The sequence below is a fragment of the Leisingera sp. ANG1 genome, assembly GCF_000203975.2.
In the GTDB taxonomy this organism is placed as follows: Bacteria; Pseudomonadota; Alphaproteobacteria; order Rhodobacterales; family Rhodobacteraceae; genus Leisingera.
The window spans coordinates 275319-292832 of sequence record NZ_AFCF02000001.1 but is presented as its reverse complement, the minus strand read 5'-3'; the positions used below and the strand labels follow the sequence as shown (position 1 = coordinate 292832).

Genomic DNA, 17514 nt, shown 5'->3' with positions numbered 1-17514 from the left:
CACTTCCCGCGCCACCTCATAAACAATGCGGGACCTATCGGACGAGGACCGCATGACCACAGCCGCCCTGATCGTCGCCGCCGGCCGCGGCACCCGCGCAGGCGGCGGCACGCCCAAACAATGGCGCCCGCTCAAGGGCCGCCGGATGATCGACTGGACCCTCGAAGCCTTTGCGAATGCAGGTGTGGACCTCACGGTTCTGGTGCTGTCACCGGATGACGCCGCCGCCTGGGAAGAATTCTCCGGCAGCCCCGGTCTGATCCTCGCTGAAGGCGGCGCAGAACGGGCTGCCTCTGTCCTGAACGGTCTCAAGGCGCTGGAGCTGCACGGCGTAGACAAGGTGCTGATCCACGACGCCGCCCGCCCCTGTGTCAGCCCTGCCCTGATCCACAGCATTCTCAATGCCTTGGACGCCGGACCTGCCGCAGCCCCGGCGCTGGCGGTGACGGACGCGCTGTGGACCGGAGCAGACGGCAGCGTCACCGGCACCCAGGACCGCAATGGCCTGTTTGCCGCGCAGACGCCCCAGGGTTTCCGGTTTCAGGACATTCTGGCGGCACATCTTGCCCACCCCGGCGGAGCCGCCGATGATGTCGAGGTGGCACGCGCTGCCGGGCTTGACGTCCGCATTATCCCGGGGGAGCCGGACAATATCAAAATCACCCGCCCCGAGGACTTCACCCGGGCGGAGCGTATTCTGGGAGCAGACATGGATATCAGGCTTGGCAACGGCTACGACGTGCACCGCTTTGGCCCCGGCGACAGCGTGATCCTGTGCGGGGTGGAAATCCCGCATGAGAAAACCCTGCAGGGCCACTCTGACGCCGATGTTGGTATGCACGCCGTCACTGACGCCATCTATGGCGCGCTGGCGCAGGGCGACATCGGCCAGCACTTCCCGCCCTCGGACCCGCAGTGGAAAGGCGCGGCCAGCGAGATTTTCCTGCGCCACGCCGCCAATCTGGCGCGCGAGATGGGGTTCACCCTGTCGAACGTCGATTGCACCCTGGTCTGCGAATACCCCAAGGTTGGCCCGCACGCCGCCAGAATGCGCGCGGTGATGGCTGAAATCCTGGGCATCGGCGCAGACCGTGTGTCAATCAAGGCCACCACGTCGGAGCGCCTCGGCTTCACCGGCCGCGGCGAGGGCATTGCCGCTATCGCCACCGCAGCGCTGGTGAAATCATGAAGAGACAACGCCTGGCCTTCCTGATCGGCACCGTGGGCGGCATCGGCTACCTGCGCCCCGCGCCCGGAACCTGGGGTTCGCTTGCAGCCCTTCCCCTGGCCTATCTGCTGCACCAACTGGGCGGGTTTCTGCTTCTGGCGCTGGCAACCGTGATCTGCATGATCGTGGGCGTCTGGGCGGCAGAGGCAATGACCCGCAACCGCGAGAACATGGACCCCTCGGAATTTGTCCTGGACGAGGTCGCTGGCCAGTTCACCGCGCTCTGGGCCGTGTCCTACCCGGCCTGGGCGCATGATATCGAGATCACCGCGCTGTGGCCGGGCTGGATCGCCGCCTTTGTGCTGTTCCGCCTGTTCGACATCCTGAAACCCGGCCCCGTCGGCTGGGCCGACCGGCAGAAGGGCGCAACCGGTGTGATGATGGACGACATCATCGCGGGCATCCTGGCCGCCATCTGCGTGGCTGCGCTCGCCTTCCTGTCGCACGGCGTCTTGGGGATGTGACCATGGACGCGGATGAGCTGATCAGACGCGCAACCGCCGCAGGCATCACCATCGCCACGGCCGAAAGCTGCACCGGCGGCATGATTGCCGCGGCGCTGACGGATATCCCGGGCTCCTCCGCCGTGGTCGACCGCGGCTTTGTCACCTATTCCAACGCCGCCAAGATGCAGATGCTGGGCGTCAAGGCGGAGACGCTGGACTCCGTCGGCGCAGTCAGCGAGGAGGTCGCCGCGGAAATGGCGGCAGGCGCAGTGCGGAACGCAGGCGTTACCCTGGCCGTCTCCGTCACCGGCATCGCAGGCCCCGGCGGCTCAGAATTCAAGCCCGAGGGCCGCGTCTGCTTTGGCCTGGCCCGCGCAGGCCAGACTGCCACAACAGAAACCGTGGAATTCGGCGCCATCGGCCGCGCCAAAGTCCGCGCCGCCACCCGTGACCACGCGCTGGAGCTGCTGGCGCAGGCCGTTTCCCAAATCGAACGCGAAACGGGCAGCTGACCCGCAACGGCGCTCAATTTTTCAGCACTTGCAAAAAAGCCCCGTTTTTGTGCGCCTCCCGCACCCCTGCCGCTTTTTTCTGCGCGCGGTCTGCGCTTTCTCCTGACCTCACCGGCTTTTGAGGGGAAGGAACAATCGGATGAACGGAGCGGATACCGCATGGATCATTGTGGCCACGGCCCTGGTCCTCTTCATGACATTGCCAGGCCTGGCCCTGTTCTACGGCGGCCTTGTGCGTGCCCGCAATGTGCTCAGCGTCTTCATGCATTGCTACGCCATTGCCTGTTTGATGAGCGTTCTGTGGCTGGCCTTCGGCTACAGCATTGCCTTCGGAAGCGGCACCTCCGGTATCTGGGGCGGTCTGGACAAGATGTTCCTGAACGGCGTCACCGCCGACAGCCTGTCCGGAACCCTGCCAGAGGTTCTGTTCTTTGCCTTCCAGATGACCTTCGCCATCATCACGCCCGCGCTCATCGTCGGCGCCTATGTGGAGCGCGTCGGCTTTGGCTTTGTGCTGGTGTTCTCCGGCCTCTGGATGCTCTTGTGCTATGCGCCGGTGGTGCACTGGATCTGGGGTGGTGGCTTCCTGGCGGATGACGGCATCTTCGGCGACGTGGGCGTCAAGGACTTTGCCGGCGGCATCGTGGTGCATGAGACCGCAGGCCTCGCAGCCTTGATCATCGCCTTCTTCCTGGGCCCGCGCAAAAACCGCACCATCCCGCCGCATAACCCCGGCTATGTGATGATCGGCGCCGCAATGCTGTGGGTCGGCTGGTTCGGCTTCAACGGCGGCTCCCAGCTGGCCGCAGACGGCGGCGCGGCAATGGCACTGACCGTGACCCATATCTCCGCTGCCACCGCGTCGCTCAGCTGGGCGCTGTGGGAAAAGATCAAATACGGCAAGGCCTCCCTTGTGGGCCTGGTCACTGGCACCATTGCAGGCCTCGCCTCGATCACCCCGGCGTCAGGCTTTGTCGGCCCGATGGAAGCGCTGATCATCGGTGCCATTGCCGGCGTGCTTTGCCAGGAAATGGTTAATCTGGTGCGCAACAAGATGCAGATCGACGACACCCTGGATGTTTTTGCCGTGCACGGCGTCGGCGGCATCTTCGGCACCATCATGATCGCCATCTTCGGTGCCGGCGCCTGGGCCGCGCAGCTGGGTGCGCTGGTGATCGTCGGCATCTTCACCGTGGTGGTAACCATCGCGCTGGTGAAGATCTCCGCTTTGATCACATCCCTGCGCGTGGATCTTGAAAGCGAGACCAATGGCCTCGATCTTTCTGTTCACGGTGAGCGCGCATACGACATGAACAGCTGACCCCGGCTATGACGGATGCCACCACTCACGGCAGACGGTGCCATTTCGCACCGGACGGGTCCCCTTGGGGGACCCGTTTTCTGTTTCAGGAGAAGGGAGTTAGCAGCCAGGCCTGTTCCAGCGCATTGCAGCGTTCGCCGATCCGGCCGTCCGCGGCGCGTTCCTCGATCAGACTGATTTCATGGCTGCCCTGATAGAGCGCACGCACCGCTGATCCCGGCACCGAAAACGGCGGCCCGTCCATCAGGGATTGATCGTAGTCGAACCCGATCAGCAGTTGTTTTGCGTTTCCAGTGATCCGGTTCAAATGCGCCGCATAGGCCTGCCGGTCCTCTGGTTTCACCGCGACCAGCGCCGCCCGGTCATAGACCGCGTCAACCGCGCCAAGATGTGCCGGGGCAAGGGCAAAGAAATCACCTGCGTAAAGGGCCAGCTCGCCTGACTGATAGCGGATTAGCCCTTCTGCTTGGGAGACGTCCGGTGTCAGCCCCAGCCGGGCAAAGACCTCCTCCACCGCGCCTTGATTGAACTCCACACCGGTCACACGCAGTCCCAGTGACAGCAGCCAGTCCAGGTCCAGCGCCTTGCCGCAAAGAGGGAGGAACACGCTTTGGCCGGCCGAAATCCCGAGCCGGGAAAAATGCTTGATCAGCAATGAGTTCGGCGCCGCTTCGTGAAAGCCGATGCGGTTCTCGCGCCAGCGCGCCTGCCAGAATTCCTGTTCCATTGCAGCTTCCCTTTCAGCTGGAAGTATCATTTCCAAAAGGTGATACGACTTGAAGCGCGCTTGAGGTCAACAGCTATCTCGCGCGGCAATGCCTCAGCTGTACAGCTCCGCAGCGCGGCGTTCGAACGCGCGTACGATGCGCTGCATCGCCTCGTTGAAGACAACGCCGATGATGCCCTGCAGAACCGCATTCTTGAATTCGAAATCGACGAAGAAGTCGACGTCGCAGCTGCCATCCTCGCGCGGGGTGAAAATCCAGTGGGACTTCATGTAGCGGAACGGGCCGTCCAGATACTCGGTATCGATTTTTCTCTCGCCCGGATAAAGGGTTACCCGGCTTCCGAAGCGTTCGCGGAAGACCTTGAAGGAGATCACCAGATCCGCCTCCATCACTTCTGCCTCACCCATCGGCGCACGGCTGCGGATACGGGCGGCGGCGCACCAGGGCAGGAATTTCGGGTACTGCGCGACATCGGCCACCAGATCGTACATCTGCTGTGCCGAATAGGGCATCTGGCGGGTTTCCGAGTGTGTGGGCATCTGTCCGCTGATTTTCTGCTACAATTACCGGGCGTGATGTCCTATGTACGCGCGGGAAATTCAAGGGGGCAGCCATGACACAGCGTCCATATGTCATTGATGTGATGATCTCGGCCAAGGCAATCGCCGCGCGGATCGAGGAGCTTTGCGAGGAAATCCAGAAGGAATTCGGCAATACCGACAAGCTGGTCGTGGTTGGCCTGCTGCGCGGCAGTTTCGTATTCATCGCCGATCTGGTGCGGGAGCTGGATCTGCCGATCGAGGTCGATTTCCTGGAGGCGTCCTCTTACGGCGACTCGATGGAAAGCAGCCGGGAAGTGCGCATTCTCAAGGACTTGCGCGGTGCCATTGAAGGGCGCGACGTGCTGGTCGTGGAAGATATCGTCGACACCGGCCACACGCTGAACCATGTCACCCACCTGCTGCAAAGCCGCAATCCGGCGCGGCTGAAATCCATTGCGCTCTTGGACAAGCCGTCGCGGCGCGAGGTGGATTTCCGCTCTGATTGGGTTGGCTTTGAAATCCCCGACGAATTTGTTGTCGGCTATGGCATCGACTATGCGCAGCGCAACCGGAATCTGCCGCATATCGGCAAAGTGCGGTTCACCGACGAGGGCTGAATCAGCCAATACCCGGGGGTGACGTGCGTGCACCCCCTGTACACCGCCTGTGCACCCCCTGGTGCAGCCAGCGGCGGCGCTTGTGCAAAACTGCCACAAACCACGATAAACACAGCGCAATCGGGAACCGGCGGCCCTCCGCCGGTTCCGGCCAAGCGGGTGGCGCTTTCCGGCGCAGCGGATTTGCCTTTCGCCGCAACCTGCCTCATGTGATTTCCAAACGCAGCGATCACAGGAGATCCGCCATGCAGAAGTTTTTGACCGCAGCAGCGGCAGCCGCAATGACCCTGTCCCTTGTCCCCGCAGCCACCCACGCGGGGCCGCCGAAATGGGCGCCCGGCCACAGCAAGAGCGCAGCCCATTATGCGCCGGGCCAGGTCAAGAAACGGCACCACCGCAAGCACAGTCACGATCACGATCATGACCATGATCACGACCGGTACGATGGCCGCATCCGCGGTGACGACTGGGTCTATATTGACGACTACGGCCGCTGGGGGCTGAACCCGCCGCGTGAGGGGCACCGCTATGTGCGCCAGGGCGACAAGATCTTTGAGGTCGTCAAGGACACGCTTGCGATCATCGGCGCGGTGGCCGTCGTCAATGCGCTGACCCAGTAAGGGTCAGCCCAGCAGGTTTCTGAGCGTGTGCAGAAAGATCCCGGCCCCGGCCGGGATTGCTGCGTCCGGGAAGTCGAAATCGGGGTTGTGCAGCTGCGGCTGCGCCTCGCCGGACCCCAGCCAGAACATCGCGGCCTTTGCCTGCTTGCCGAACTGGCCGAAGTCCTCGGACCAGCGCTGCGGATAGTCCCGCATATGCGCCGGATGGCCTGCCGCGGCGCAGGCGGCCTGCAACAGCTCCACCGCCTCCGGGTGGTTGGTGCAGGCGTCGAACACATCGTCGAATTCTATTGAGAACCCCAGCCGCTCCGCCGCGCAGACCTGTTCCGCCAGTGCCGTGGCCTCTGCAATCAGCTGATCCATTCGGATGTTTGTAACGGTGCGCAGAGTGGCCCAAACCTCGCCCTCGCCAGGGGCGATGCCAAAGGTGGCTTCACCCAGCTTGGCATGGGTCAAGGTGACCAGCGCGAACTCCGGCCCCAGATCACCGCCGCTGCCCAAGGCGGCAAGGCCCGGCAGAAGCCGGGAGATGGCACCGGCAGGCGACACCCCGTCCTGCGGCGCGGCAGCGTGGGAGGTTTTACCGGTCAGTTTGATCCGCATTCCGCGTGACGCGCAGTTGGCAGCGCCCGAACACAAGGCCACCTGACCCACCGGCAAGCCCGGCAGGTTGTGCAGGGAAAAGGCATAATCCGGCGCGATTTGCGCGAAACCCGGATCGGCAATCACCGCCGCTGCGCCCTTGCCGGTTTCCTCGGCGGGCTGAAACAGCAGCACGGCGCGGCCCCTTGCTGGGCGCTGTACCGCGAGATCCGCGGCCAGCGCCGCCACCATCGTCATATGGCCGTCATGGCCGCAGAGATGGCCGCGGCCTGCGTGGGTGGAGCGGTAGGGTTGATCCGACAGCTCCTCGATCGGCAAGCCGTCCAGCTCGCAGCGGATCAGCACCGTGGGGCCGTCCGCCCTGCCCTCAAAGACCGCGGCAACACCGTGGCCGCCAAGCCCTGTCAGCAGTTGGTCGGGCTGATGCTGGCGCAGGTAGCCCGCCACCATGACGGCGGTCTTTTCCTCGGCGCCGGAAACCTCGGGGATTTGATGCAGGGCGTGGCGCAGCTGCGTCAGCTGCGCCAGACGCTCAGGCGTCATGCCAGGCCCAGCTTCTTGTTGCGGGCCTGGCGCAGGCGGGCGAAATCGTCGCCTGCATGGTAGGAGGACCGCGTCAGCGGGGTTGCCGAAACCATCAGGAAGCCCTTGCCATAGGCGGCTTTCTCGTAGGATTTGAATTCCTCGGGCGTCACGAAGCGGTCCACTGCGTGGTGTTTCGGCGTCGGCTGCAGATACTGGCCGATGGTCAGGAAATCGATGTCCGCAGCGCGCATGTCGTCCATCACCTGCTTCACCGCCTGCGCGTCCTCGCCCAGGCCGACCATGATGCCGGATTTGGTGAACATCGACGGATCCAGTTCCTTGACCCGTTGAAGCAGGCGCAGGGAGTGGAAATAGCGCGCGCCGGCGCGGACCTCAGGGTAGAGGCCCGGCACGGTCTCCAGATTGTGGTTGAAAACGTCGGGCCGCGCCTCGACGACCGTTTCCAGCACCGAGGGATCGCATTTCAGGAAATCCGGGGTGAGGATTTCAATGGTGGTGTTCGGGCTGCGGTGGCGCACCGCGCGGATAGTCTGGGCAAAATGCTCTGCGCCGCCGTCCTCGATATCATCGCGGTCCACGGAGGTGATCACCACGTGGTTCAAACCCAGTTTTTCGACCGCATGGGCGACGCGGCCCGGCTCAAACGCATCCAGCGCCTCAGGCGGCTTGCCGGTGGCGATGTTGCAGAAGGAACAGGCGCGGGTGCAGACCTCCCCCATGATCATCATGGTGGCGTGGCCCTGGCTCCAGCATTCGCCGACATTGGGGCAGCCCGCTTCCTCGCAGACTGTCGTCAGCTTGTTGTCGCGCATGATCTTGTGGGTTTCGGCATAGCCTTTGCCGCCCGGCGCCTTGACCCGGATCCAGCTTGGCTTTTTGGGCTGAGCATTGTCGGGACGATGCGCCTTTTCGGGGTGGCGCTGCTCCGGGATCTTGAGGTCTCTCACGTGGGTTTCCCTTCCGGCCTTTGGCTTTGTGAGCGGTTTAACACAGCTGATCTGGCTTGGCACGGTCATATCGTCAACCCTGCCTTGCCGCCTTGTCATGGCTCAAACTCCGAAAATGTGCCGTTTTTCTTTGCCAAAGCGGCGCAGCGGGACACATAATTCCACCAAGCATCAGGATTTCGCTGCAGATCATTCAGGGAGGGACGCATGGCCAAGGAACTGGAGAAATTCAAGGCAGAGCATAAGAAGCTGGCTGCAGGCACCAAGAAATTCACCACCGCAGAGGGCGACAAGCTGAAGAAGCGGATCGGGATTTCACTGGGCAACGCCTGGGAGGGCGAGGATTATTTCCGCGAAAGCCTGGCCAAGGCGCGCAAGGACGGGGTGAAATCGGAAAAGCTGGCCGATTTCCAGAAGAACAAGCATTTCAAGGACGGGCTGGTCACCTGGAACAAGGCGGTGGACATCCACCAGGAGGAAGTCGGCGCGATGAAGGGGTTCTGCGCTGATGCCAAGGCGCATATGGCCAAGCAGCAGGCGCTCTTGAAGGACATCGAGAAGGACCTGAAGAAACGCGGCAAGTCCTCAGCCTCGAAGAAGGATATCGAGGCGCTGCAGGGCGAGCTGGAAAAGGAGATTGCCGCCGTCAAGAAGGCGTCTGAGTATGAGGGCAAGCTGAACGCGGCGCAGAAGCTGTACGGCGCGAATTTCCAGAAGACGGTCGACAAGATCCTGAAGGAAAAGGCGGAAGGCCATGACAAGAAGAAGGACGCAACCGAGCTGCCGCAGCTGCTGGTGGACCGCAACCTGAAGAAATACACCAACCGGGTCGGCGCGCTGGTCAAGGCGATCAATGCCCATTGCGTGACCGCCATCGACAAGGCGGGCGAGGATCTGAAAGCCGCAGCGCCCGAACTGAAAGAGGCGGCGGCGAAATACAAGGATCTGAAGAAGATCAACGACCAGTATCAGACCGCCAAGAAGAAGTTCCCGGGCGCCATTGAGGATTCCAAGGACAAGAAGAAGCTTCTGGCGACGCTCAAGAAGTTCAACGACCTGACCGCCGCTGCCGAACGCAAGATCCGCGGCACCACGGTCACCATCAAGAAGGCTGCGGCGTAACGTCCCTGCCAGGGGCGAAGATGCCGTATTTGCGAGGTTTTCCGGCGCTGGACTGCCGTGTTCGCGGACTGGCGCCGGAAACCTGCGCGCAAATCACCGGGACGTGTTGAAGCCAGCTTAGAATCATTTTAAGCCTGCCCGCCGAATGAAATCCGCAATCAGGAGCAAGCTGAGATGAAAGCTGGCGTTAAGCTGCCCGACGTGACCTTCCACACCCGTGTCCGCGACGAAGCGATCGAGGGCCCGAACCCGTTCCGCTGGGAAGACAAGACCACCGCTGACTACTTTGCAGGCAAGCGCGTTGTGCTGTTCTCGCTGCCGGGCGCCTTCACCCCGACCTGCTCGACCTACCAGCTGCCGGGCTTTGAAAAAGGCTTTGCCGACTTCCAGGCCGAGGGCATCGACGCGATCTACTGCATGTCCGTGAACGACAGCTTTGTGATGAACGCCTGGGCGCGCGCGCAGGAGCTGGAAAACGTGGAAGTGATCCCGGATGGCTCCGGCGAGTTCACCCGCAAGATGGGCATGCTGGTCGCCAAGGACAACCTGGGCTTCGGCAACCGCTCCTGGCGCTATGCGGCCATCGTGAACAACGGTGTTGTTGAGGCATGGTTCGAAGAGCCGGGCCTGTCCGACAACCACGGCGAAGACCCCTATGGCGTGTCCTCCCCGGAGACCGTGCTGAAGCACCTGAAAGAAGCCAAGGCAGAAGTCGCAGCCTAAGCTGCACTGCCCGATCTGGCATTCGAACGGGTCCGCGCTGCGGGCCCGTTTTCGTTTGAGGCATCGTGCGCCTCAACCGATCATCTCTTCCTGCTGCGGGCTGGCCTCGCCGTAGTAATCGGCCAGGTGCTGCAGGGCGATGCGCAGCACCACCTTGCCTGACCGCGCAGGCCAGCCCAGATTGCGCTCTGCGGTTTCCAGCCCCTCAAGGTGGCAACAGCAGCGCAGGGCGATGTCGCTGAGGCCGGCCCCGAGCTTCTGCAGCGCCCCAGTCATCCGCTGGTGGGCTTCTGCCGCCGCCTGGTGGCTGGTGCTGCGCATCGGGTGGGTGCCCTGGGCGAAATACAGCTCCTCCTGCATCAGGTGGCTGCTGATCTGCGCCAGTTCGAAATCCTCGCGCAGACGCCGCCCGGCCCGCACCATCGGCTGGGTCAGGAAGGACTTGCCGTCCTTGTCCGACAGCCGGGACAGCATTTCCAGCGGGGTTTCGGCGCCGCTGTAACGGGATTTGCGGCCCAGTCCGCCGCCCTCGCCCGCGTCCGGCGCCCCAAACGGTGTCTGCGCTTCGGCAAAGCCGCCCTCCAACCGGGCGCGGGCGCGGTTTTCCTGATCGGCGATGATCCGGTTCAATGCGGTGCGCCCGCCCGCGGTGATGGAATAGCGGCTGATCCGGCCCCGGCGGGAGCAGGCAATCCAGCCGGTCAGCGCCAGCGCCCCTGCCAAGGGCCGCGACACCGCCACCTTATGCCCGTCGGCCTCCTGGCCTTCGCGCACCACAACGGCCATTTCCATGCCTTCTGCTGCGGCCAGAACTGCGCCGCCGCGGCTGAGCAGGGTCAGCACGCTGGCCGCTTCCCGCTCAAACCCCGACCGCAGGCTGCGGCTTGCGGCGGAGGGCTTTTCCTCCTGCCGCGGTTTCGCTGCTTCGGACCGGTAGCGCCCGGCCAGATAGGTCAGCACCTCGTCAATCAGCGGATCGTCCCGCAGGACCTCTACCCGGCGGACCTGGCGCAGGATGGTGGATGGATGGCAGCCCGCCTTGCGGGCCAGCTGGCGGATCGGGCGGCCAGCCTCGGTGTGCTGAAGGTAGCGGCAAGTTTCCAGCGGCACCCAGCCAGGAAAGGGTGCCTGTGTCATGTTTTGCATTCGTAACCCCCGGTCGTGAGCCAGGCTGCCGGGCCAGCCGCACTCAAAGGTGCCTGCGGCATGTCCCATTTCGCCCGGCTGGATTTGGACAAAAGCGCGGATCGGACATCATTGTTTCCAGAAAAACCATAATCATCACAAAACGGACCGTTCGCCGGTCGCCCCCTTTCCGCAACACCACCTAGGGTTGTGTTATAGCAGAGCCAGATTAGAGATAGGAAAGGAGACGATCATGCAGGATGTTTTCAGCCGCGTTTCGTTGCTCCGGCGCCCGAGGATCCTGGCACGGGCCGCCCGGTTAGGCGCCCGGAATTATTGCCGCAAGCGCGACCTGCGCCGCATACTGGGCTATGGAGATGTGCCCAAGCCTGCTGCCGCCGTGATGCGGCTGCTGGAGCTGGAGGAGGCGCTGAACGCAGAACGCAAGGCAGGCGAGGCCGGCTATTCGATGATCCGCCACGTGGATGTACTGATCGCACTGGCCGGTGAGGCAGCGTGTTTGAAGGCACGTGCGAAAACAAGAACGGCGGCCCCGCGGGACCGCCGTTTTGCTGCGACAGAGGGTCCTGCCCCCTGCCCCTGATCTTCAGGCTCGCGCTTACATGAAGGCGTCGGGCATGGAGGCCTTCTTCTCGGCCACATACTCGTCCAGCGCCATCTTGATCGACGGATCGAGTGCGGGCTGCTCGTAAGTTGCCAGCAGCTTCTCAACCCGGCTTTCGGCCAGCGCGTAGGTGTCGCGCGCGCCTTCTTCTTCCCACTGCTCGAACGGCTTGTAGTCGAGCACTTCGGATTTCCAGAAGGCCGATTTGAAGTTGGCCTGGGTGTGGGCGCAGCCGAGGTAATGGCCGCCGGGGCCAACCTCGCGGATGGCTTCCATCGCCTGGCCGTTCTCGTCCACCGGGACGCCCTTGGCGAGGCCGTGCAGGGTGCCCAGCTGGTCCGCGTCCATCACGAACTTCTCGAAGTCGGCAACCAGGCCGCCCTCGAGCCAGCCGCAGGAGTGCAGCATGAAGTTCACGCCGGACATCAGGCCCATGTTGAGCGAGTTGGCGGTTTCATAAGCCGCCTGCGCATCCGGCAGCTTGGAGCCGCAGAAGGAGCCGGCCGAACGGAACGGCACGCCCAGGCGGCGGGCCAGCTGGCCTGCGCCATAGGTGACCAGCGACGCTTCGGGGGTGCCGAAGGTCGGAGCACCGGAGTTCATGTCGATCGAGGACACGAAGGCGCCGAAGATCGCGGGCGCGCCGGGGCGGCACAGCTGGTTGTAGGCGATACCGGCCAGAACCTCTGCCAGCACCTGGGTCAGGGTGCCTGCCACCGACACCGGCGCCATGGCACCGCCGACGATGAACGGCGAGATGATGCAGGCCTGGTTGTTCTGGGCGTAGACTTCCAGCGAGCCCATCATCACGTCGTCGAAGGTCATCGGCGAGTTGATGTTGGTCAGCGAGGTCATCACGGTGTTGTTCTGCACGAATTCCTTGCCGAACAGGATGCCGGCCATATCGACGGAGTCCTGGGCGCGGCTGGGTTCGGTGACGGAGCCCATGAACGGTTTGTCGCTGAGGGTCATATGCGCCATCAGCATGTCCAGGTGGCGCTTGTTCACCGGGATGTCGGTGGGTTCGCAGACGGTGCCGCCGGAGTGGTGCAGCCACTTGGACATATAGGCCAGCTTCACGAACTTGTTGAAGTCGTCCATGGTCGCATAGCGGCGGCCGCCGCTGCGGGTGCGCACGAAGGGCGGGCCATAGACCGGAGCCAGAACCAGGTTGCGGCCGCCGATGACCACCGATTTCTCGGGGTTGCGGGCGTGCTGGGTGAATTCCGCAGGTGCGGTTTCGCACAGCTTGCGGGCTAGGCCGCGGGGGATGCGCACGCGCTCGCCCTGGACATCGGCACCGGCATCGCGCCAGCGCTGCAGCGCCGCCGGGTTATCAACGAAGTTGACGCCGACCTCTTCCAGGATCGTGTCCGCGTTGTACTCGATGATCTCCAGCGCTTCCTCATTCAGGATCTCGAAGTTCGGAATGTTGCGCTCGATGTACTTGGCGGTTTCGATCTTGACGCTGGTGCGCTCGGCGCGGCGGGCGGCGCCGCCGCCGGAACCGCGGGCACGACGGCGCGGGGCTGCTTCTGTCATGGTTTATCCTCACCACAGGCATTTCATTGCGAAGGGTATTATAGCCCTCGCGCGCGCCGCCGCCGCAGGATTGCGGCCATTCAAGTTGAAAAGCGACATTCGCAGCACAGAGTTCGCCGGAACTCGCACCCGCCAAGCCGGTTTTACGCTTTCAGCAGCGGATCAAGACTGTCCCAATGCACCCGGATCGCGGGCATGGCGTATCCGAAAACGTCAATCTCCTTGCGCTCGCCGGCACTGCCGCCGATCCGGAAATAGAACGCCAGTGCGCGGGAATTACTCTCTGCGACCCACAGATAAGCCGAATTTGCACCCTGGGCCTGCAAACGGCGGGCGGCCTCCTTCATCAGACGGCGGCCAAGACCTTGTGACCGGGCGGTTTCCGACACATGCAGGTTGTCGATATAGGGTTCATCTCCGGTCCAGACGGTTATAAAGCCCTGTATCCCCGCACCCTCTGCAACAAGCACGACGTCACGGTCCGAAAACTGCAGCTTTTGCCAGTGCCGGGCGAGGTCGGACACGACCTGCTCCTGCAGATACGCCGACGGCAGGACACCGGCATAAACACTGCGCCAGCTGGCAATCTGCAATTGCGCAACAGCCGCGCGGTCGCCTGCCCGCATTTCCCTGATAACCACTGTGCATGCCTCCCCTGTACCGGAAGTTCAGCAGAGCAGAAGCTTTACCTGCAAGGCAAGCCTCTGCACCGAGTTTTACTGCACCGCACCCAGCCGGAGGGTTTTCAGAGCCGGGTGAGCTGTTTGCCCGGCACCCTGTGCCACTGCAAGCACCAAAGCCCTTGCGAAAAAAACCTCCTTGGCCTATGGCGCGTGCATGACCCAAGACACCCATGACCGCCTTCTCATCATCGACTTCGGCAGCCAGGTCACGCAGCTGATTGCGCGCCGCCTGCGCGAGCTGAATGTCTATTGCGAAATCCACCCCTATCAGAATGTCACCATGGACTTTGTGCGCGAACTGGCGCCCAAGGCGGTGATCTTCTCGGGCGGGCCTGACAGCGTGACCCGCGAGGGCAGCCCGCGGGCGCCGCAGGAGATTTTCGACTACGGCGTGCCGATCCTGGGCATCTGCTATGGCCAGCAGGTGATGATGCATCAGCTGGGCGGCAAGGTGGAAAGCGGCCATGGCACTGCGGAATTCGGCCGGGCCTTTGTGACCCCCACGGTTGAGACGCCGCCGCTGCTGGAGGGCTGGTTCGCAAACGACAACGACCGCGAGCAGGTCTGGATGTCGCACGGCGACCACGTCAGCAAGATCGCCCCGGGGTTCGAGGTCTATGGCACCTCCCCCAACGCGCCTTTTGCCATCACCGCCGATGTCAGCCGCAATTTCTATGCGGTGCAGTTCCACCCCGAGGTGCACCACACCCCGAACGGCGCCAAGCTTTATGAGAACTTTGTCAAACTGGCGGGTTTCTCCGGCGACTGGACCATGGGCGCCTACCGCGAGCAGATGATCGAGAAGATCCGCGAGCAGGTCGGCGACAAACAGGTGATCTGCGGATTGTCCGGCGGCGTCGACAGCTCGGTTGCGGCGATCCTGATCCACGAGGCGATCGGCGACCAGCTGACCTGCGTGTTTGTGGACCACGGCCTGTTGCGCAAGAACGAGGCGGAAGAAGTCGTCGCGATGTTCCGCGACAACTACAACATCCAGCTGATCCACGCGGATGAGAGCGATCTGTTCCTGGGCGAGCTGGACGGCCAGTCCGACCCGGAAACCAAGCGCAAGATCATCGGCAAGCTGTTCATCGACGTGTTCCAGAAACACGCCGACACCATCGACGGCGCCGAGTTCCTGGCACAGGGTACACTGTACCCGGACGTGATTGAATCGGTCTCCTTCTCGGGCGGGCCTTCGGTCACCATCAAATCGCACCACAACGTCGGCGGCCTGCCGGAGAAGATGGGCCTCAAGCTGGTGGAACCGCTGCGCGAGCTGTTCAAGGACGAGGTCCGCGCGCTGGGCCGCGAACTGGGTCTGCCGCAGAGCTTCATCGGCCGCCACCCTTTCCCCGGACCGGGCCTGGCAATCCGCTGCCCCGGCGAGATCACCCGCGAAAAGCTGGAGATCCTGCGCGAAGCGGATGCGATCTATATCGACCAGATCCGCAAGCACGGTCTGTACGATGACATCTGGCAGGCCTTTGTGGCGATTCTGCCGGTCCGCACCGTTGGCGTGATGGGCGACGGCCGCACCTATGACTACGCCTGCGCCCTGCGCGCGGTGACATCTGTCGATGGCATGACCGCGGACTACTATCCGTTCAGCCACGAGTTCCTGGGCGAAACCGCCACAAGGATCATCAACGAAGTGAAGGGCATCAACCGCTGCACCTACGACATCACCTCGAAACCTCCGGGAACCATCGAGTGGGAATGATCCCTGCAGTTCACGGGCTTTGAAACCGCGGTGGAAACCACGCCTGTTTTAAAGAACGTTTAAACAATTTGCGCCATCTTGAGCCAAACGCTTGGCCGCCGGTTTAACCACGGCGGCCAACTGCTTGGAGGCAAATGGAGGCGCAAAATGCCCTTGATCAAATACAAAGACGTGCTGCTGCACTTCGCGCATATTCCCAAGTGCGGCGGCACATCCATTGAGCGTTACATTCAGGGCCTGAACGGCGTCAGCCTGGCGTTTGTGGACGAGCAGTATGTCGCTAATCCGCCCCAGCAGCACTGGAACATATCCTCCCCGCAGCACATCGACGGGGAATCGATTTCGCGGCTGTTTCCCAAGGATTTTTTCACCGGCTTTTTCACCATCGTGCGCGATCCGATTGCCCGGCTTGAAAGCGCCTACAAGTTCCAGCGGCTGGTGGAACGCCGGATCGGCAGCGATGAAACCCTGGACCAGTTCGTCAAGACCCGCCTGCTGGAGAATGTGCTGACCAAGGGCTGGATGGACGGTCATTTCTACCCGCAGTCTGGCTTCTTCTATCCCGGCGCCAACTACCAGGTTTTCAAGCTGGAAGAGAACGGCGCCGAGAAAGCCAAGGCGTTCATTGATGCAGCCCTGTTCGGCAACCCGGCCAGCCAGCAGATGACGCACAGCAACCACCTGCGCGTTCCCGAAGGTTTCAACCCCGGCGACCTGGTTTTGAGCGACGAAGGCTTGGCCGTTGCCGAGAAGATCTACGGCATGGACTTCGATAATTTCCAGTATCAGCGGCGCTCCGCCGTCCGGCAGCTGCCCGAAGCGGCTGCTGGCTGAGGTCTGATCGGCATCCCATGACACAAAAATACAATATTTGTTTGGCGCAACCGGATAACTACCCGCACACCGGCGCCTTTTCTGAGCTTGCTGACCTGATTCAATTCGCACTGCGGGATCTTGGCTATGAAGCGGCAATACACAAAAACAAGATCGACCCGTCAGCCCGGAATATCCTTATCGGCATTCACTTGATGACCTGCGCCATGGCCAAGGTCGTTCCAGCGGACACTATCATCTTGAACACCGAGCAGTTAGGCAGCACCCTCTCGCATTGGAACAAAAACATCGTTGAGTGGTTTTCACATGACTTCACCTTGTGGGATTACAGCGATGCCAATGTCAGCTATCTGAATGACTTTGGTGTAAAGCGGGTTGAGAAGCTTCAAATCGGATATCAAAAGGAACTCTGCCGGATCACGCCCCGGCAAAAGAAAGACATCGACGTTCTGTTCTACGGCAGCGTGAGTCCGCGACGCAAGAAAATCCTTGATGACCTTCGCGCGTGTGGTTTGACGGTCAAACAGCTGGAAGGTACTTACGGAAAGAGCCGTGATGATTGGATTTCCCGATCCCGTATGGTGCTGAATCTCCATTTCTACGACTCTCAGATTTTCGAGATCGTCCGCGCCTTTTACCTGATGACCAACGGCATCCCTCTGGCAAGCGAACTCAATAGTGGAACAATGATCGACGAATGCTACCGTGACGGCATCCTGGGCCTGCCTTATGACGGGCTTGCCGAGGGCATAGCTGAAGTGCTGCAAGATGAAGCAAAGCTGGAACGGATTGGCAAAAAAGGCAACGAGACGATTGCTCGGTATCCCCAGGCGCATTTGCTGCGCGAGATACTCTAGCGGCTGAAAATCCCACTGCTTCTGCAGGCCGCGCAGGGTTCTGCAAGACTTAGCACCTTAGCTTGATCTCACCACCCTTTCTCAATGAAATCAAAAACATATTATGGCGGCCCGGATTGGCAAACCGGGCCGCTTTGTGTTGCTGCGGCCGGCATTTACAAGTTTTCACC

Annotated in this window: 19 protein-coding genes; 12 read left to right on the top strand and 7 right to left on the bottom strand. The window is 62.2% G+C overall.

What is annotated here, in order from left to right; all coding sequences use genetic code 11:
• Positions 1-52: 52 nt before the first annotated feature.
• The 4 genes from GC1_RS01470 (at position 53) to GC1_RS01455 (ending at position 3507) form a co-directional block, all read left to right on the top strand.
• Positions 53-1189 (top strand): bifunctional 2-C-methyl-D-erythritol 4-phosphate cytidylyltransferase/2-C-methyl-D-erythritol 2,4-cyclodiphosphate synthase, encoded by a 1137-nt coding sequence (locus GC1_RS01470; protein ID WP_029204817.1) that lies wholly within the window; start codon positions 53-55, stop codon positions 1187-1189.
• The gene (locus GC1_RS01465) at positions 1186-1692 is read left to right on the top strand and encodes a phosphatidylglycerophosphatase A family protein (RefSeq protein WP_019296215.1); all 507 of its coding nucleotides are present in this window, start codon (positions 1186-1188) and stop codon (positions 1690-1692) included. The genes GC1_RS01470 and GC1_RS01465 overlap by 4 nt, the downstream gene beginning before the upstream one ends.
• Before the next feature lie 2 nt (positions 1693-1694).
• A complete protein-coding gene (locus tag GC1_RS01460; RefSeq protein WP_019296214.1) occupies positions 1695-2186 on the top strand; it encodes a CinA family protein in 492 nt (163 codons plus the stop codon).
• A gap of 139 nt (positions 2187-2325) precedes the next feature.
• A complete protein-coding gene (locus GC1_RS01455; protein ID WP_019296213.1) occupies positions 2326-3507 on the top strand; it encodes an ammonium transporter in 1182 nt (393 codons plus the stop codon).
• A gap of 85 nt (positions 3508-3592) precedes the next feature.
• On the opposite strand, the gene tmpT is transcribed toward GC1_RS01455, so the two are convergent.
• Both tmpT and GC1_RS01445 read right to left on the bottom strand, forming a co-directional pair.
• Entirely contained in the window at positions 3593-4234 is a 642-nt protein-coding gene (gene tmpT / locus GC1_RS01450; protein ID WP_019296212.1) for a thiopurine S-methyltransferase, read from the bottom strand.
• Positions 4235-4327: 93 nt separating this feature from the next.
• The gene (locus GC1_RS01445; RefSeq protein WP_019296211.1) at positions 4328-4774 is read right to left on the bottom strand and encodes a type II toxin-antitoxin system RatA family toxin; all 447 of its coding nucleotides are present in this window, start codon (positions 4772-4774) and stop codon (positions 4328-4330) included.
• A gap of 74 nt (positions 4775-4848) precedes the next feature.
• Between GC1_RS01445 and hpt the strand changes: the two genes are divergently transcribed.
• Positions 4849-5394: a hypoxanthine phosphoribosyltransferase gene (gene hpt, locus GC1_RS01440; RefSeq protein ID WP_019296210.1), complete on the top strand. Its 546-nt coding sequence runs from the start codon at positions 4849-4851 to the stop codon at positions 5392-5394.
• Positions 5395-5639: 245 nt separating this feature from the next.
• Positions 5640-6014 (top strand): hypothetical protein, encoded by a 375-nt coding sequence (locus GC1_RS01435; protein WP_019296209.1) that lies wholly within the window; start codon positions 5640-5642, stop codon positions 6012-6014.
• A gap of 3 nt (positions 6015-6017) precedes the next feature.
• On the opposite strand, the gene GC1_RS01430 is transcribed toward GC1_RS01435, so the two are convergent.
• Both GC1_RS01430 and lipA read right to left on the bottom strand, forming a co-directional pair.
• Positions 6018-7160 carry an amidohydrolase gene (locus GC1_RS01430; protein ID WP_019296208.1) on the bottom strand — a complete coding sequence of 381 codons (1143 nt, stop codon included), beginning with the start codon at positions 7158-7160 and terminating at the stop codon, positions 6018-6020.
• Positions 7157-8110 (bottom strand): lipoyl synthase, encoded by a 954-nt coding sequence (gene lipA, locus GC1_RS01425; protein WP_020424455.1) that lies wholly within the window; start codon positions 8108-8110, stop codon positions 7157-7159. The genes GC1_RS01430 and lipA overlap by 4 nt, the downstream gene beginning before the upstream one ends.
• Before the next feature lie 207 nt (positions 8111-8317).
• On the opposite strand from lipA, the gene GC1_RS01420 reads away from it, so the two are divergent.
• On the top strand, positions 8318-9232 hold the full coding sequence (locus GC1_RS01420; RefSeq protein WP_019296206.1) for a hypothetical protein: 915 nt from the start codon (positions 8318-8320) through the stop codon (positions 9230-9232).
• 174 nt (positions 9233-9406) lie between these two features.
• Positions 9407-9955 carry a peroxiredoxin gene (locus GC1_RS01415; RefSeq protein ID WP_019296205.1) on the top strand — a complete coding sequence of 183 codons (549 nt, stop codon included), beginning with the start codon at positions 9407-9409 and terminating at the stop codon, positions 9953-9955.
• Between the two features lie 72 nt (positions 9956-10027).
• On the opposite strand, the gene GC1_RS01410 is transcribed toward GC1_RS01415, so the two are convergent.
• The gene (locus GC1_RS01410) at positions 10028-11101 is read right to left on the bottom strand and encodes a DUF6456 domain-containing protein (RefSeq protein ID WP_019296204.1); all 1074 of its coding nucleotides are present in this window, start codon (positions 11099-11101) and stop codon (positions 10028-10030) included.
• A 232-nt stretch (positions 11102-11333) separates the two neighbouring features.
• Here GC1_RS01410 and GC1_RS01405 point away from each other — a divergent pair, with 232 nt between their 5' ends.
• On the top strand, positions 11334-11684 hold the full coding sequence (locus GC1_RS01405; protein ID WP_019296203.1) for a DUF6477 family protein: 351 nt from the start codon (positions 11334-11336) through the stop codon (positions 11682-11684).
• A 15-nt stretch (positions 11685-11699) separates the two neighbouring features.
• On the opposite strand, the gene GC1_RS01400 is transcribed toward GC1_RS01405, so the two are convergent.
• Positions 11700-13247: a trimethylamine methyltransferase family protein gene (locus GC1_RS01400; RefSeq protein ID WP_019296202.1), complete on the bottom strand. Its 1548-nt coding sequence runs from the start codon at positions 13245-13247 to the stop codon at positions 11700-11702.
• Positions 13248-13390: 143 nt separating this feature from the next.
• The gene (locus tag GC1_RS21810) at positions 13391-13888 is read right to left on the bottom strand and encodes a GNAT family N-acetyltransferase (RefSeq protein WP_152612169.1); all 498 of its coding nucleotides are present in this window, start codon (positions 13886-13888) and stop codon (positions 13391-13393) included.
• 196 nt (positions 13889-14084) lie between these two features.
• On the opposite strand from GC1_RS21810, the gene guaA reads away from it, so the two are divergent.
• From guaA to GC1_RS01380, 3 genes are all read left to right on the top strand, one after another.
• A complete protein-coding gene (gene guaA / locus GC1_RS01390) occupies positions 14085-15653 on the top strand; it encodes a glutamine-hydrolyzing GMP synthase (RefSeq protein ID WP_019296200.1) in 1569 nt (522 codons plus the stop codon).
• A gap of 147 nt (positions 15654-15800) precedes the next feature.
• Positions 15801-16487, top strand: coding sequence for a sulfotransferase family 2 domain-containing protein (locus GC1_RS01385; RefSeq protein WP_019296199.1), 687 nt, complete (start codon positions 15801-15803; stop codon positions 16485-16487).
• 17 nt (positions 16488-16504) lie between these two features.
• Positions 16505-17344, top strand: a complete 840-nt coding sequence (locus GC1_RS01380) for a glycosyltransferase family 1 protein (protein ID WP_019296198.1) — start codon at positions 16505-16507, stop codon at positions 17342-17344.
• Positions 17345-17514: the final 170 nt, after the last annotated feature.